A 13,558-nucleotide genomic window follows, 5' to 3' on the forward strand; every position below is an offset into this window, starting at 1 on the left:
CGAATTAGAATTTTTCTTCTTCCCGATATAGGCTGGACCCGACCCGCGCCGAGAAACACGCATAATAACGAGACGCCTGCGGAGTCAGGGAGGAAACGATGAACGAGATCGTCCAGGCCGAGGCCGTCTCAGAGGTCTTCTACGGCGCCTGTCCGCATGATTGTCCCGACACCTGCTCCATGCTGTTCGAGGTGAAGGGCGGCGAGCTTCTGAGCGTGCGCGGCAACCCGGACCACCCGATGACCCGGGGCGGCCTCTGCGTGAAGCTGAAGGATTATGAGAAGCGCCACTATCATCCGGACCGGGTGCTCTACCCGATGAAGCGCGTCGGCCCGAAGGGCTCCAAGCAATTCGCGCGCATCACCTGGGACGAGGCGCTCGACGAGATCGTCAGCCGCTGGACGGCGATCATCGACCAGTACGGGCCGCAGGCCATCGCCCCCTACAGCTATCTCGGCAACCAGGGCCTCGTGCACGGGCTGAACGGCGGCGACGCCTTCTTCAACCGCCTGGGCGCCACCGTGACCGAGCGGACCTTCTGCGGCGAGGGCTCGTGCACGGCCTGGCTCCTCACCGTCGGGCCGACCGCCGGCCTCGATCCGGAGAGCTACATCCACTCCAAGTACATCGTCATCTGGGCCTGCAACTCCGTCAGCACGAACCTCCACCACTGGGCGATCGTGAAGGACGCGCAGAAGAAGGGCGCCAAGGTCGTCGTCATCGACGCCTACGCGTCGCGCACCGCCAAGGCCGCCGACTGGCACATCGCCCCGAAGCCCGGCACCGACGGCGCCCTCGCCATGGCGCTGATCAACTCGATCATCGCGCAGGGCCTCGTCGACCAGGACTACGTCGACAACCACACGATCGGCTTCGCCGATCTGAAGGAGCGGGCCGCCCCGCGCACGCCGGAATGGGCGGAATCCATCACGGGCGTCCCGGCGGCCGACATCCGCAGGCTCGCCCACGAGATGGCGACGGCCCAGCCGGTGGGCATCCGCATGGGCGTGGCGCTGGAGCGGCATTTCGGCGGCGGCCAGACCATCCGGGCGGTCACCTGCATCCCGGCGCTCACCGGTGCGTGGCGCCATGTCGGCGGCGGCGTCACGCAGTTCCCGGTCTGGGAGCATCCCTACAAGTTCGACGTCATGTGCCGGCCCGACCTGATCCCGGAGGGCACCCGGGTCGTCTCGAACCTGCAGATCGGCCGCGCGCTCACCGGGGAGCTGAAGCTCGACCCGCCGATCATGTCGATGATGTGCTGGAACTCGAACCCGGTGACGCAGGCCCCCGAGACCGACAAGATCGTCGCGGGCCTGATGCGGGAGGACCTGTTCATGGTCTCGGCCGAGCACTTCATCTCGGACACGGCCGCCTACGCCGACATCCTGCTTCCGGCCGCGATGGGCGCCGAGATGGAGGACATGATCCTCTCCTGGGGCCACCTCTACCTCACCTACAACACCAAGTGCGCGGAGGCGCCCGGCGAGGCGATCCCCAACAACGAGATCTTCCGCAGGCTCGCCGCCCGGTTCGGCTTCGAGGAAGAGAACTTCAAATGGTCGGACGCGGAGTGCCTGGAGCACTACGTCGACTGGGCCTCGCCCGCCTGCGCGGGGATCGACCTCGCCTACATGCGCGCGCATGGCTTCGCCCGCCTGAAGGTGGGCACGCCGGACGACCGCGCCCCGCACCGGGAGGGCAACTTCCCGACCGATACCGGCAAGTGCATGCTCAAGATCGAGGGCGCCACGAACTTCGTCGCGCCGCCGTTCCGGCAGATGTACGAGGGCTTCCAGCCCGGCGAACCCCTCGACCCGCTGCCCGACTATGTCGGTGCGCGGGAATCGCACGCGAACGATCCGGAGCTGGCCAAGCGCTACCCGCTCAACATCGTCTCGCCCAAGAGCCACTACTTCCTGAATTCCTGCTACGCCAACATGGCGGACAAGCAGAAGGGCCAGGGCGAGCAGTTCGTGATGATCAGCCCGGCCGATGCCGAGTCCCGGGGCATCGTCGACGGCGACCGCGTCCAGGTCGCCAATGCCCGGGGCGCCTTCAAGGGCGTCGCGCGCGTCACCGACGACGTCACGCACGGAATCGTGGTGGCGACCCTCGGCTACTGGCGCCAGCTCAACGAGGGGACGGTCAACAGCATCTCGTCGGCGGCCTTCACCGATATGGGCCACGCCCCCTCGTTCTCCGACAACCTCGTCGAGGTCTCGCGGGCGAACTGACCGAGTCCCATGATGGGAACCGCGCGCAGCGACGGGAGCCGGGGCAGCGTCACAGCCGGGGATGTGGTGCCGGCTTGCGTGCGTCGCTGCGCGCGCGGGGACAGCGGAGCCCTCATGGGGAGACGGGGTCGCGGGGCGTCCCCGCCCGCCATCCGGCCGGCGGCGCCCTCGCCGCGTGCGGGGCCGCAAGGGCCCGAGGCATGGTCACGGGCGTCAGGGGGAAACTGATCGCCGCGCGGCGCGGCTTCGCGGCCGCGGCCTGCGCTGAAATGGAAAGCCGCCCGGGACGGATCCGTCCCGGGCGGCTCGAATGTGACGCTCAGGAGCGGGGCGCCCGCTCCAGCCAGCCGATGCTGCGACCCTCGCCGCCGCCCCCGCCGCTGCGCGGCCGGGCATCGGCCCGCTGGGGCCGGGCGTCGCGGTTCGGACGGCCCTGGTTGGGGCGCTCGCCCTGCGGTCGTGCCGGCCGGTCGGCGCGGACGTCGCGACCCTGCGGGGCATGACCCCGCCCGTCGCCGCGGGCGTCGGCCCGGCCTTCCTGGGGCCGGCCCTGCCGGGGCGCACCCTGGCCGGAACCGCCGAAGCCGCGGCCACCCTCCGGCCGACCCTGCTGGGGACGGCCCTGCGACTGCCGGGGCCGCTGACCCTGGCGGCCGCCGCCGGGACGCTGCTGCTGCCGTTCGGGCCGGCGCTCCTCCTCGCGGGCGATCTCGGCCGCCTCCTGGCGGGACGGCGGGGTGAAGCCCTCGGGGAAGCCCGCCACCGGCACCTTCTGCCGGGTCACCCGCTCGATGTCGCGCAGGTAAGCCTTCTCCTCGTCGTTGCAGAACGAGATGGCGAGCCCGTCCGCGCCGGCCCGGGCGGTGCGGCCGATCCGGTGGACGTAGCTCTCCGGCACGTTCGGCAGGTCGAAATTGACCACGTGGCTCACGCCCTCGACGTCGATGCCGCGGGCCGCGATGTCGGTGGCGACCAGAACCCGGCAGGAGCCGTCCTTGAAGGACGCCAGCGCCCGCTCGCGCTGCGGCTGGCTCTTGTTGCCGTGGATGGCCGCCGCCGCGATGCCGACCTTGTCGAGCCCGCGGACGACGCGGTCGGCGCCGTGCTTGGTGCGGGTGAAGACCAGGACGCGTTCGATCGCCGGATCGCGCAGGATGTGGCCGAGCAGCGCCTGCTTGGCGCCGGTGTGGACGAAGATCACCTGCTGGTCGACCCGCTCCGCCGTGGTGGCGACGGGCGTCACCGCGACCTGGACCGGATCGGTGAGATACTGCGCCGCGAGGCCGGCGATATTCTTCGGCATGGTCGCCGAGAAGAACAGGCTCTGGCGCTTCTCGGGCAGCATCTTCACGATGCGCTTGAGGGCGTGGATGAAGCCGAGGTCGAGCATCTGATCGGCTTCGTCGAGGACGAGGATCTCCACGCCGTCGAGGATCAGTGAGCGACGCTCGATCAGGTCGATCAGCCGGCCGGGGGTGGCGACGAGGATGTCGACGCCCGGCGCCAGGGCGCGCTCCTGTCGGCTGATGGTGACGCCGCCGAACACCACCGTGTTTGTGAAGGACAGGTGACGGCCGTAATCCGAGAAGGATTCGGCGATCTGGTTGGCGAGCTCGCGGGTGGGCGAGAGCACCAGCACCCGGCAGCCGCGGCGCGGCGCGCGACGGTCCGAGAGCGAGAGGCGGTGCAGGATCGGCAGCGCGAAGGCCGCGGTCTTGCCGGTGCCGGTCTGGGCGATGCCGCAGAGGTCGCGGCCTTCCATGGCGGGCGGGATCGCCTGGGCCTGGATCGGGGTCGGCGCGACGTAGCCGGCCTCGCTGAGCGCCCGCAGCACAGGCTGGGCGAGGCCGAAATCGGTGAATTGGGTCAAGGATGTATCCGATGCAGCAGGGCCGGCCGGGCGCCTCGCGTCGCACGCGATCGATGCCGTGTTGGGGCCGGTCCGTTGGCAGGGGGCAGCCCGCGTGATGGAGCGGCCCGGGTGCATGCACGTTATGAAGAGGGGGGCCGGATCACGCCGGGAAGGCGCCCGATCCGTCACGCAGCCCCCTCAAGCGGGCCATGACGGCCGCTGACGCTGCAGCGCCGATATGCGGCTGTGCGACTGCGAAGTCAATGCAGGGCCGGGTTGCGGCGCGATCAGGCCGAGGGCCACGCGGACCGGTACCAGTGCCCCGTCGAGCCCGCGAACACGGCCGGCGTTCCGGGCATGGCTCTCCGCCTCCCGCAGCGCCAGGGCGCCCGAGCTTTCGGTCGATCGGGACCGGGCCGCGGTTCCGCAGAGCGGATCGGCTTACTCTGATGTTGTGTCGCAATCGGCGGCGCACCGCCCTGTCTTGCACCACATACGGGCTGCCGCAGATCCGGGGCAACCGAAACAATGTGGTGCGGCCAAGAGGACTCGAACCTCCACCCCTCTCGGGACTAGCACCTCAAGCTAGCGCGTCTACCAATTCCGCCATGGCCGCATCGGACGCGAAGATCGGTCCGTTTGCCCGACCGTCGCGCGCCGCGGGAGAACCCGGGGCCGCTTTCGTGTCGCGCGGCGCAGCGGATAACAGATCGTTCCGCCGCCGACAAGCGCCTCGCTCACGGGGAATCGTAGCCGCCCTCCAGGAAAGGCGCCGCGCCGTCGCCGATGCTGATGCCGGGCTCCACGATCGAGGCCGCCTTGCGGATCAGCTCGGTCACCTCGACGGAGATGCGGTCGCCGGTCACCACGATCTGCCCGCGGGCGATCGGGTGGTCGTTGGCCAGGATCTCGACCATGTCGCTGTCGCTGGCTTCCAGCTCGATCACGGCGCCGCGGCCCATGCGCAGCAGCATGTGCAGCGGCATGCGGGCGCGGCCCAGCACCACTGTCAGATCGACCTTCAGGGTCTCGAAGATCGCCACCAGCCGCCATCCTGTCTCACGGCCGGTCCTTGCCAGCGCCGGCCGCGAATGTTGAAGGCTGCGACCATCGACGCAGGATGATGAACTCTTGGTAAACGCGCCCCGCCTCACGGTCCGCCCGCACGCCTTCCCGAAGCGGCCTGGCGCAGATCCGGTCGCCGGCCCGGTGGGCTGGCGCGTGAGCGACGCGCCCGTGGGCTACGCGGCCGCCCTCGCCTGGATGGAGGCGCGTGTGGAGGCGATCGCCCGCGGCGCGGCGCCCGAATGCGTCTGGCTGCTGGAGCACCCGCCGCTCTACACGGCCGGGACTTCGGCCCGACCGGAGGATCTGGTGGCACCGGACCGCTTCCCGGTCCACGCCACGGGCCGGGGCGGGCAATACACCTATCACGGCCCCGGCCAGCGGGTCGCCTACGTGATGCTCGACCTCGACCGGCGCAGCCGCGACCTGCGCGCCTATGTGGCGAGCCTGGAGGCGTGGCTGATCGAGACGCTCGCCGCCTTCAATGTCCGCGCCGAGCGCCGGGAGGATCGGGTCGGCGTCTGGGTACGCCGGCCCGAGAAGGGACCTCGCGTCGAGGACAAGATCGCGGCGATCGGGATCCGGGTGCGCCGCTGGGTCAGCTTCCACGGCATCAGCCTGAACGTCGAGCCCGATCTCGCGCATTTCGACGGGATCGTGCCGTGCGGCGTCCGGGAGCACGGGGTGACGAGCCTCGTCGATCTCGGCCTGCCCGTGAGCCTGCCGGAGGTCGACATGCAGCTCCGCGCCGCCTTCGAGGCGCTCTTCGGGGCCACCGTGACCGAGGCTGCGGACTGATCGGGCATGCCGCCGATGCCTCCGGCCGCGCCGATCAGAAATCCGCGTGCAACCGCGAGGCGAAGAAATGCGCGGGGCCGCGGTCGCGATTGTATCCGGGATTGTCGATGAACTGGTAGTCGAAGGTCAGGGTGACGAATTTCGTGAGGTTCAGGGCGTAGTAGGTCTCCAGCGCGCGCTCGGTGCCGTAATTCAGCCGCCCGTCGCCGATCAGCAGGCCGAGGTAGCCGGCCGCGAAGGCGGCGCGGTGTGAGGGCGAGAGCCCGTTCATCGCGGCACCGATGCCGATCGTGTCGTCGGGCCGGTCCCAGGCCTTGCCCTTCAGCGACAGGCCTCCGGAGAAGCTTCGGTCGATGTCGGTGAAGGAGATGTTCTCGGTGCGCCCGTCGTTCAGGCTCGCCCGGGCGAACAGCCCGAGTTCCGGCGTCAGCCCCTGCTCCAGGTTGATGTAGCCGCCGGTCTTGCGGCGGGGGCGCCTTGTCGCCGCGACGGCGTCGTTGATGTCGTCGAACAGGCCGAGCTGCGTCAGGGTGACCACGTCGCGGTTGTTGGCCGAGACACCGACATTCGAGAACAGCCCGATCCGGATCTTGCCGGGCTGCTCCAGCCACGGGAGGACGTGGCGCTCCTCGAACTCGACGTTCAGCCCCGCACGCCGGAACACCCGCGGGTCGAGCACGTCGCTCGACGGCTCCTTGGGCACCTGCGTGTAGGCTGCGCGGATGGCGAATTCCGGCCGGTTGTACTCGGCGTAGACACCCTGCGTGAAGCCCGGGAGGTTCGCCGGGAAGTCCCAGGCCGAGGCGCCCCAGAGCGACCAGTTGAAGAAGTCCACGCGCGGGTCGTGCGCGTAGATGTTGCCGTCGAAGAAGTCGCCCAGCGCGAACTTGCCGGCGATCAGCGTGATCCGCTCGGCATCGTAGCGGGTGGCGACCTGGTTCGGACCGTCCGGCACATCCACGGTCTCGCCGCCCAGCCCGAAGGTCTGCTTCACGTAGTAGCGGTTCGAGCGCAGCTTCGGGAACGGGGCGCCCGCCTTCTGCGCCTCGCCGTTGACGAAGCCGGCGACGCCCAGCGTCCGCGACAGGCCGAAGCCCTGGCTGAATTCGGGGTTGTAGTAGATCTCGGTGCTGTCGGTGAGCTTGAGGCCGAGGAAGATCGTCGCCGTGGTGGTCTGCCGGGCCTGATGGGGGATCAGGCTCTGCGCGCCCTCGTAGGGCGAGCGGAAGCCGGGCACGGCCTGCGCGATCAGGGTCGTCTGCCCGTGCAGCGAGAAGCGGCCGGTATCGCCGTTGTCGGGGTCGTGCGGAGCGGTCTCGTCCGGGTCCGGCGGCACCTTCAAGCCGCCCGGAAACCACATCAGCCGTGCGAACAGCTGGTTGGAGGTGAAGCTCGCCCGGGTCGTGACCGGTCCACCCGTGTCGCCGGGCACCACGCCCAGCGGGAAGCGCCGGCTGCCGCCGAGATCGATGTAGCGGTAGTCGATGCCCAGGGCGAGGCTGTCGGTGATGGCGTATTGCACGCCCGCGCCCAGGGTGAAGCCGACATAGCCCAACTCCCGCTGCGCGGTGGTCTGGCCGCCCGTGTCGAGATCCGGATAGCTGGCGAGAAACCGGGCGTTCGCACCGGTGAGCCCGAAGGTGCCGTAGATCAGATAGCGATCGAAGCTGTAGCCGAGTCGGGCACGCAGGGCGCCGTAGAGATTCGTCTTGGCGCGCACGACGTTGAAGGCCGGATCCGCATCCGCGTAGCCGAACCCCGCGACGGTCGCGGGGACCGGACGCTTCAGATTCGCCAGATCGAGATTCGCTTCGATGCCGTAGACCCACGGCCCGGCCTGCCAGGTCCAGCCGCCGAACACGCCGCCCACGGCCGTGGTGGCGTTGCGCCCCTGGTCACTGCGGCCCGTGGAATCGCCGCTCTTGAAGGCCGGGATCGGCCGGCCGCCGATCGTCGTCGGACCGAAATTGTAGGCCCCGTAGGATCCGCCGGCGCTGCCCTCAAGGCCGACATAGCCGCCCGACCAGTCGGTGTAGGTCGGCCGGGTGGCGTCGGGGCGCGGCGCGGCGAAGTCGGCCGCCCGCGCGGCGACCGGGACGAGAAGGGGCGTCGTCAGAATGAGGGCTGCGGTGCGGACCAGGGGCACGGAACGGGTTCTCATCCGACTCACAAAAAAGTATAGCACTTGCTAAAACGGTCTTTGGCATCGCGCAAGCCAGGGTGCGCCTTCTCGCCACAGGCCGCCTCGCAAGTCATCTCCGTTCCGCCCGCCATCCTCGACGCTCGGCATGGCAGTGGAATGACAATCCCGGTCCCGCCGTCTCGGTCAAGATGCAGAGGGTCATCGTAGAGCGAACATCTCCGTGAGCTTTTGCAATGACCGCGTCTTGGTGCCGGAAAGACATGCGAATACGATCATGGCTCCCCAAGGTGGTCTCAGATTAGAATTGTTATTATTTGAGATCGATGCGATTCCAGTTTGAACTTCGAGCGGGGTGGATTATGTGCGACCGCATGCATGCGTCGCACATCACTCCGCTTCTCCGCGGCCTCGCCGCGGCCTCGTTCCTCGCCTTTGCGGGCGCCGCGACGGCCAAGGAAGTGCCGATCGGTCCGCATGTGACGCAGAATGGCCTGGAAGTCGCCGCCGTCTATCTCCAGCCGATCGAGATGGATCCTCCCGGCATGATGCGCGAGGCCGCCAAGTCGGACATCCACCTCGAAACCGATATCCGCGCCGCCAAGGACAACCGCAACGGCTTCGCCGAGGGGGACTGGGTGCCGGCCCTCGACGTCCGGTTCGAGGCGGTGAAGCTCGATGGCGATAAGCCCACCGACCAGACGGTGTCGGGGGTGCTGATGCCGATGGTCGCCAATGACGGGCCGCATTACGGCGATAACGTCAAGCTGTTCGGCCCCGGCCGCTATCGCCTCAAAGTAATGGTCGCGCCCCCGGGCAAGGACAGCCATTTCGGTCGCCACGTGGACAAGGAGACAGGGGTCGGTCCGTGGTTCGAGCCCTTCGCGGTCACCCAGGATTTCACCTTCGCCGGTGTCGGCAAGAAGGGCGCCTACTGAATTTGCCGGAGCTGTCCGTGTCCCGCCTGTCGCGCTTCCTCGCCCCTGCCGCCGTGCTGCTGGTCGCCGTCGCGTCCGCGCGGGCCGACGACATGCCGGTCATCAAGGTCGAGATGCGCGATGGGGTGATCCTTCCGGCGGTGATCGAGGTGCCGGCCAACACCCGGTTCAAGCTGGAGATCTCGAATACCGGCCAGAGCCCGGTTGAGTTCGAGAGCACGGAACTCAAGCGCGAGAAGGCGCTGGCCGCGGGCTCGACCTCGGCGATCGTGTTCCGCACCCTCGATGCCGGCACCTACCAGGTGTTCGACGACTTCCACCCGGAGGCGAAGGCGACTTTGGTGGCCAAATGAGCGCGTCGACGACAGCGCCAGCCTCCCTTGCCCTGAGCCGTGTTCCGCCGCGTCGATCCGTCATCGACGGTGCGCTGGCCCGGTTCGGCGACGGGCTGCGCCGGTACGGTTGGATCATCCGGGCCGTGCAATGGCTGATCGTTGCCGTCTACGCGGTTCTGGTGATCGTCCCGGCGCTGCTGCCGCTCCCCGACAACGCCGCCCATATCTGGACCAACCTGACGCTCGCCGCTCAGTTCGCGTTCTGGGGGATCTGGTGGCCGTTCGTGCTGGTGAGCATGGTCCTGGTCGGCCGTGCGTGGTGCGGCGTGCTCTGCCCCGAGGGCGCGCTCAGCGAATTCGCAAGCCGCTGGAGCCGCGGCTATGCCGTGCCGCGCTGGATCACCTGGCAGGGCTGGCCCTTCGTGGCCTTTGCCGGCACCACCGTCTACGGGCAGATGACCAGCGTCTACGGCTATCCCAAGCCGGTCCTCGCGGTCCTGGGGGGCTCGACGCTGGCGGCGATCGTGGTCGGCCTGCTCTACGGGCGCAACAAGCGCGTCTGGTGCCGCTACCTCTGCCCGGTCAACGGCGTCTTCGCGGTGCTGTCGAAGCTGGCGCCGGTCAGCTTCCAGGTCGATAGCGCCGCCTGGGCGGTCTCGCCCAAGCCCGTCGGGGGCACCGAGAGCTTCAACTGCGCGCCCCTCGTGCCGGTAAAGACCATGCGCGGCGCGGGCGCCTGCCATATGTGCGGGCGCTGCAGCGGCCATCGCGGCGCCGTGCGCCTCGCCCTGCGCTCCCCCAATCACGAGATCGTCCGCGTTGCGGGCGAGGAGCCCAGCCTCGACCAGACCATGCTGATCCTGTTCGGCATGCTGGCGCTGGCGGTCGGCGCCTTCCAGTGGTCGTCGAGTCCCTGGTACGTCGACGCCAAGCAATGGGCCGCCACGTGGCTTATCGAACGCGGGACCACGTGGCCCCTGGAGCATTCGGCGCCCTGGTTCGTGCTGACGAACTACCCCGACCGCAACGACGTCATGACCCTCCTCGACGGCGGGTTGCTGCTGGCCTACATCGGCGCCGCGACGATCGTCCTCGGGCTTGCCCTGTCGGGGATCGTGGCGCTCGCGACCCTGTCCCTCGGGGGCTGGTCCCTGCGCCGCTTCCACCACCTGACCCAGACGCTGATCCCCGTGGCGGGCTGCGGCGTCTTCCTGGGCCTGTCGGCGCTGACCGTCACGTTCCTCCGCGGCGACGGCATCGTGATCCCCTACGTGGCGGAGATCCGCACGGCCCTGCTCGCCGGCGCGAGCCTGTGGAGCGTGTGGCTCGCCTGGCAGGTGGCGGGGCTTGCCGTCGGTGGGGTCCGCCGGGTGGCGGCCGCAGCCTGCATCGCCGGGGCGGCCGCCCTGTCGGTGGCCAATTGGGTGCTCCTGTTCTGGATCTGGTAGCGCGCGGTCCGCGCGCGGTGCTTCACGCTCTCGCATAACCCCTGGAGACCGCCATGATCGGCGCCTTCGTCATCGCCTTCCGCGAAGTCATCGAGGCAGGCCTCATCATCTCCATCGTGCTGGCGGCCACCCGGGGCATCCCGGGCCGGATGCGCTGGGTCCTGCTCGGCGTTGCCGGCGGCCTCGCGGGTGCCGCCCTGGTGGCGCTGTTCGCCGAGAAGATCTCCGATGCCTTCGAGGGCAGCGGGCAGGATATCCTGAACGCCGCGGTCCTGATCGTCGCCGTGCTGCTGCTCGTCTGGCACAACACCTGGATGAGCAAGCACGGCAAGGAACTGGCGGGCGAGCTGCGCGCCGCCGGCGCGGCGGTGCGATCGGGGGAGCGGGAGGCGGCGGCCCTCTCGATCGTGATCGGTGCCGCGATCCTGCGCGAGGGCGCCGAGCTGGTGCTGTTCCTGTATGGCCTCGTGGCCTCGGGCACCTCGGGGGCCGACATCCAGTTCGGCGCCGTCGCCGGCATCGGTGCGGGCGTGCTCCTCTCGGCGGTCACCTATCTCGGCCTCGCCTCGATTCCGAGCCGCTACGTCTTCTCGGTGACGAGCGTGCTGATCATCTTCCTCGCAGCCGGGTTGGCTGCGCAGGCCGCGCAGTTTCTGAGCAATGCCGGCGTGGTGGACGTCCTCGGCCACACCCTGTGGAACAGCTCCGGTTTGATCGCCGAGAATTCCTGGCCCGGCCGCGTCCTGCACGCCCTGGTCGGCTACACGGACCGCCCGACCGCCCTGCAGGGTCTGGTCTACATCGCCACCATCGCGGTGATGATCGGCCTGATGCAATGGAGCGCCGCCGACCAGCGCCGCGCGGTGCGGGCGGCGTAGAACACCGTCTGACCGCAGGGCCGCCGGACCGTCGGACAGCGTGATGTGCGGAGACTGTGCGCTGGCTGGCTGACCCGGTCGGGGCAGATCCGGCGCGGGGTGCGGGCGTCCCGGGCCAAGGATCGCCCGGCTGTGTGTCCTCGACGCGAGGCGACCGGCTCCGCCGCACCGATCGGCGATGCGGCGGAGTGGGATCGGGCCGCGGCCCTCAGGCCGGGGCAGCCCATTTCGCGCGATCGGCCGGCTTCTCCCTGTAGATCGTGCCGCCGAAATCGATGTGCAGTTCCGTGTCGGCCCCCTCGCGCCGGCGCGCCAGCACCTCGAAATGCTTCGGCTTGCGGCGCGGCGCGTCTACGACCATCCAACCCGCCGAGGCCGCCGCCGCGAGGGCATGCGCGGGATCGGCGGGGCCATCCGCCCGCTTGGAGCCGGGGGCGTGGTGGGGCTTCTTGTGATGGATCTCCACCGGATCCCGGCCCGCGGCCGAAATCCGTGTGACCTTGATCTCCGAGGGACGGCGCTCGCCCTCCAGGGTCACGTGCAGCCCGCTCTTGATCGGAAACGCGTCCACGCCCTTCGGGCCGAGATCGGCCAGATGTGTCTCGCCGCCCGCCTCGAGGGTGAAACGATGGGCGAAGACGTGCCGGATGGTGCCCGAGAGGGCGGTCGTGTCGTGAAGCGGCATGATTTTCTCCGTGGAGCGCCCAACCGCAGGCGCATTCGATATATCGAAATCTGCCACGAAGGTTTCAAGGACACGATCAGATCGGTCCGGACACGGCGGCAGCCCGCCATGTCCGAGGGCAGGTTTCTGGCGGCCCGCCGGCTTCTCAGGCGCCCGTCGCGACCGCGCGGGCCGGATCGGCGCCCCATTCCGACCAGGAGCCGTCGTAGAGGCTTCGCGCCGGGCGGCCCATGGTCTCGAGAGCGAGCGCGATGATCGCCGCGGTCACGCCGGAGCCGCAGGTGGTCACGATCGGCCGGTCCGGATCGACGCTGTTCTCGGCGAAGACCGACTTCAATTCCTCCGGGGTCTTCATCCGGCCGTCACGCTGGAGTGCCGCGTAATGCAGATTGCAGGCGCCCGGCATATGCCCCGGTCGGACGCCGGGCCGGGGTTCGGGCTCCTCGCCGCGGAAGCGTGTCGCCGAACGGGCATCGACCACCTGAGCCGACCCGGTTTCCAGCGCCCGCGCCACGTCGTCCGCATCCGCCACCGCGCCGTGATCGAGGCGGGCCGAGAAGTGGCGACGCTCGTGTGGGTGCGGCTCGCCTTCCTCGGTGGGGTAGCCTGCCGCGATCCAGGCCGGCAGGCCGCCGTCCAGCACCAGGGCGTCCCGCACGCCGAAGGCCTTGAGCATCCACCAGACGCGCGGAGCCGAGAACAGGCCCTGACCGTCATAGACCACGATCTGCATGCCGTCGCCGACGCCGAGGGCGCGCATCCGTGCGGCGAACACCTCGGGCCGCGGCAGCATGTGCGGCAGGCTCGACTCGGTGTCGCTCATGGCGTCGAGATCGAAGCGGCGGGCGCCGGGAATGTGGGCCGCGCGGTATTCGGCCTCGGGGTCCCGGCCTGCGGCCGGCAGGTACCAGGAGGCGTCCAGGACCACGATGTCGGGAGCTTGTAGGCGGTCGTGCAGCCATTCGGGTGACACGAGGGGCGCGTGGGCCATGGTCAGCGGATCCGGCTCTGTTCGCGTTGCAGGCTCACAGAACCACAGGTCGCACCGCGTTGCACGCCCGGGACAGGCTCGGAGGCGAGCGTCCGGCGGATTCGTCAGGCCCGGCCAATGCCAATCGAAGCGATGCGCGAATGCGCCGAGCTACGCATCCCGCACCGTGGTCCGATGCACCCGACGCAGGC

Annotated in this window: 11 protein-coding genes and 1 tRNA gene; 6 read left to right on the top strand and 6 right to left on the bottom strand. The window is 69.5% G+C overall.

Annotated features, from left to right (window positions below; translation table 11 throughout):
• Positions 1-98 precede the first annotated feature (98 nt).
• Positions 99-2,237, top strand: coding sequence for a molybdopterin-containing oxidoreductase family protein (locus BM396_RS25270; RefSeq protein WP_043350130.1), 2,139 nt, complete (start codon positions 99-101; stop codon positions 2,235-2,237).
• Between the two features lie 319 nt (positions 2,238-2,556).
• On the opposite strand, the gene BM396_RS25275 is transcribed toward BM396_RS25270, so the two are convergent.
• From BM396_RS25275 to BM396_RS25285, 3 genes are all read right to left on the bottom strand, one after another.
• Entirely contained in the window at positions 2,557-4,107 is a 1,551-nt protein-coding gene (locus BM396_RS25275; protein ID WP_043385679.1) for a DEAD/DEAH box helicase, read from the bottom strand.
• Positions 4,108-4,620: 513 nt separating this feature from the next.
• Positions 4,621-4,705, bottom strand: a tRNA-Leu gene (locus tag BM396_RS25280).
• 121 nt (positions 4,706-4,826) lie between these two features.
• Entirely contained in the window at positions 4,827-5,132 is a 306-nt protein-coding gene (locus tag BM396_RS25285; RefSeq protein ID WP_043351350.1) for a FliM/FliN family flagellar motor switch protein, read from the bottom strand.
• 88 nt (positions 5,133-5,220) lie between these two features.
• Between BM396_RS25285 and lipB the strand changes: the two genes are divergently transcribed.
• The gene (gene lipB / locus BM396_RS25290; protein WP_043351352.1) at positions 5,221-5,952 is read left to right on the top strand and encodes a lipoyl(octanoyl) transferase LipB; all 732 of its coding nucleotides are present in this window, start codon (positions 5,221-5,223) and stop codon (positions 5,950-5,952) included.
• 34 nt (positions 5,953-5,986) lie between these two features.
• On the opposite strand, the gene BM396_RS25295 is transcribed toward lipB, so the two are convergent.
• Positions 5,987-8,113 (bottom strand): carbohydrate porin, encoded by a 2,127-nt coding sequence (locus BM396_RS25295; RefSeq protein ID WP_043385682.1) that lies wholly within the window; start codon positions 8,111-8,113, stop codon positions 5,987-5,989.
• A gap of 353 nt (positions 8,114-8,466) precedes the next feature.
• On the opposite strand from BM396_RS25295, the gene BM396_RS25300 reads away from it, so the two are divergent.
• From BM396_RS25300 to BM396_RS25315, 4 genes are read left to right on the top strand one after another with little or no spacing between them, the layout of a single operon-like run.
• On the top strand, positions 8,467-9,030 hold the full coding sequence (locus tag BM396_RS25300; protein WP_199807256.1) for an iron transporter: 564 nt from the start codon (positions 8,467-8,469) through the stop codon (positions 9,028-9,030).
• Positions 9,031-9,047: 17 nt separating this feature from the next.
• Positions 9,048-9,383: a cupredoxin domain-containing protein gene (locus BM396_RS25305; protein ID WP_043351359.1), complete on the top strand. Its 336-nt coding sequence runs from the start codon at positions 9,048-9,050 to the stop codon at positions 9,381-9,383.
• Positions 9,380-10,813, top strand: a complete 1,434-nt coding sequence (locus tag BM396_RS25310; RefSeq protein WP_043385688.1) for a 4Fe-4S binding protein — start codon at positions 9,380-9,382, stop codon at positions 10,811-10,813. Before BM396_RS25305 ends, BM396_RS25310 begins: the two co-directional genes overlap by 4 nt.
• A 53-nt stretch (positions 10,814-10,866) precedes the next feature.
• On the top strand, positions 10,867-11,691 hold the full coding sequence (locus BM396_RS25315; protein WP_043351362.1) for an FTR1 family iron permease: 825 nt from the start codon (positions 10,867-10,869) through the stop codon (positions 11,689-11,691).
• A 208-nt stretch (positions 11,692-11,899) separates the two neighbouring features.
• Here the strand turns inward: BM396_RS25315 and BM396_RS25320 are convergent, their stop codons facing one another.
• Positions 11,900-12,376, bottom strand: a complete 477-nt coding sequence (locus BM396_RS25320; RefSeq protein WP_043385691.1) for a hypothetical protein — start codon at positions 12,374-12,376, stop codon at positions 11,900-11,902.
• Between the two features lie 145 nt (positions 12,377-12,521).
• Positions 12,522-13,367 carry a 3-mercaptopyruvate sulfurtransferase gene (gene sseA, locus BM396_RS25325; protein ID WP_043385694.1) on the bottom strand — a complete coding sequence of 282 codons (846 nt, stop codon included), beginning with the start codon at positions 13,365-13,367 and terminating at the stop codon, positions 12,522-12,524.
• Between the last annotated feature and the right edge of the window lie 191 nt (positions 13,368-13,558).

Source organism: Methylobacterium sp. UNCCL125, assembly GCF_900116795.1.
GTDB classification, from domain to species: domain Bacteria; phylum Pseudomonadota; class Alphaproteobacteria; order Rhizobiales; family Beijerinckiaceae; genus Methylobacterium; species Methylobacterium fujisawaense.

Bases quoted from the DNA above. Each gene is read 5' to 3' on its own strand.
- BM396_RS25315 (WP_043351362.1), top strand. From the start codon at position 10,867: ATGATCGGCGCCTTCGTCATCGCCTTCCGCGAAGTCATCGAGGCAGGC.
- BM396_RS25300 (WP_199807256.1), top strand. From the start codon at position 8,467: ATGCATGCGTCGCACATCACTCCGCTTCTCCGCGGCCTCGCCGCGGCC.
- BM396_RS25320 (WP_043385691.1), bottom strand. From the start codon at position 12,376: ATGCCGCTTCACGACACGACCGCCCTCTCGGGCACCATCCGGCACGTC.
- BM396_RS25295 (WP_043385682.1), bottom strand. From the start codon at position 8,113: ATGAGAACCCGTTCCGTGCCCCTGGTCCGCACCGCAGCCCTCATTCTG.
- BM396_RS25270 (WP_043350130.1), top strand. From the start codon at position 99: ATGAACGAGATCGTCCAGGCCGAGGCCGTCTCAGAGGTCTTCTACGGC.
- sseA (WP_043385694.1), bottom strand. From the start codon at position 13,367: ATGGCCCACGCGCCCCTCGTGTCACCCGAATGGCTGCACGACCGCCTA.
- BM396_RS25310 (WP_043385688.1), top strand. From the start codon at position 9,380: ATGAGCGCGTCGACGACAGCGCCAGCCTCCCTTGCCCTGAGCCGTGTT.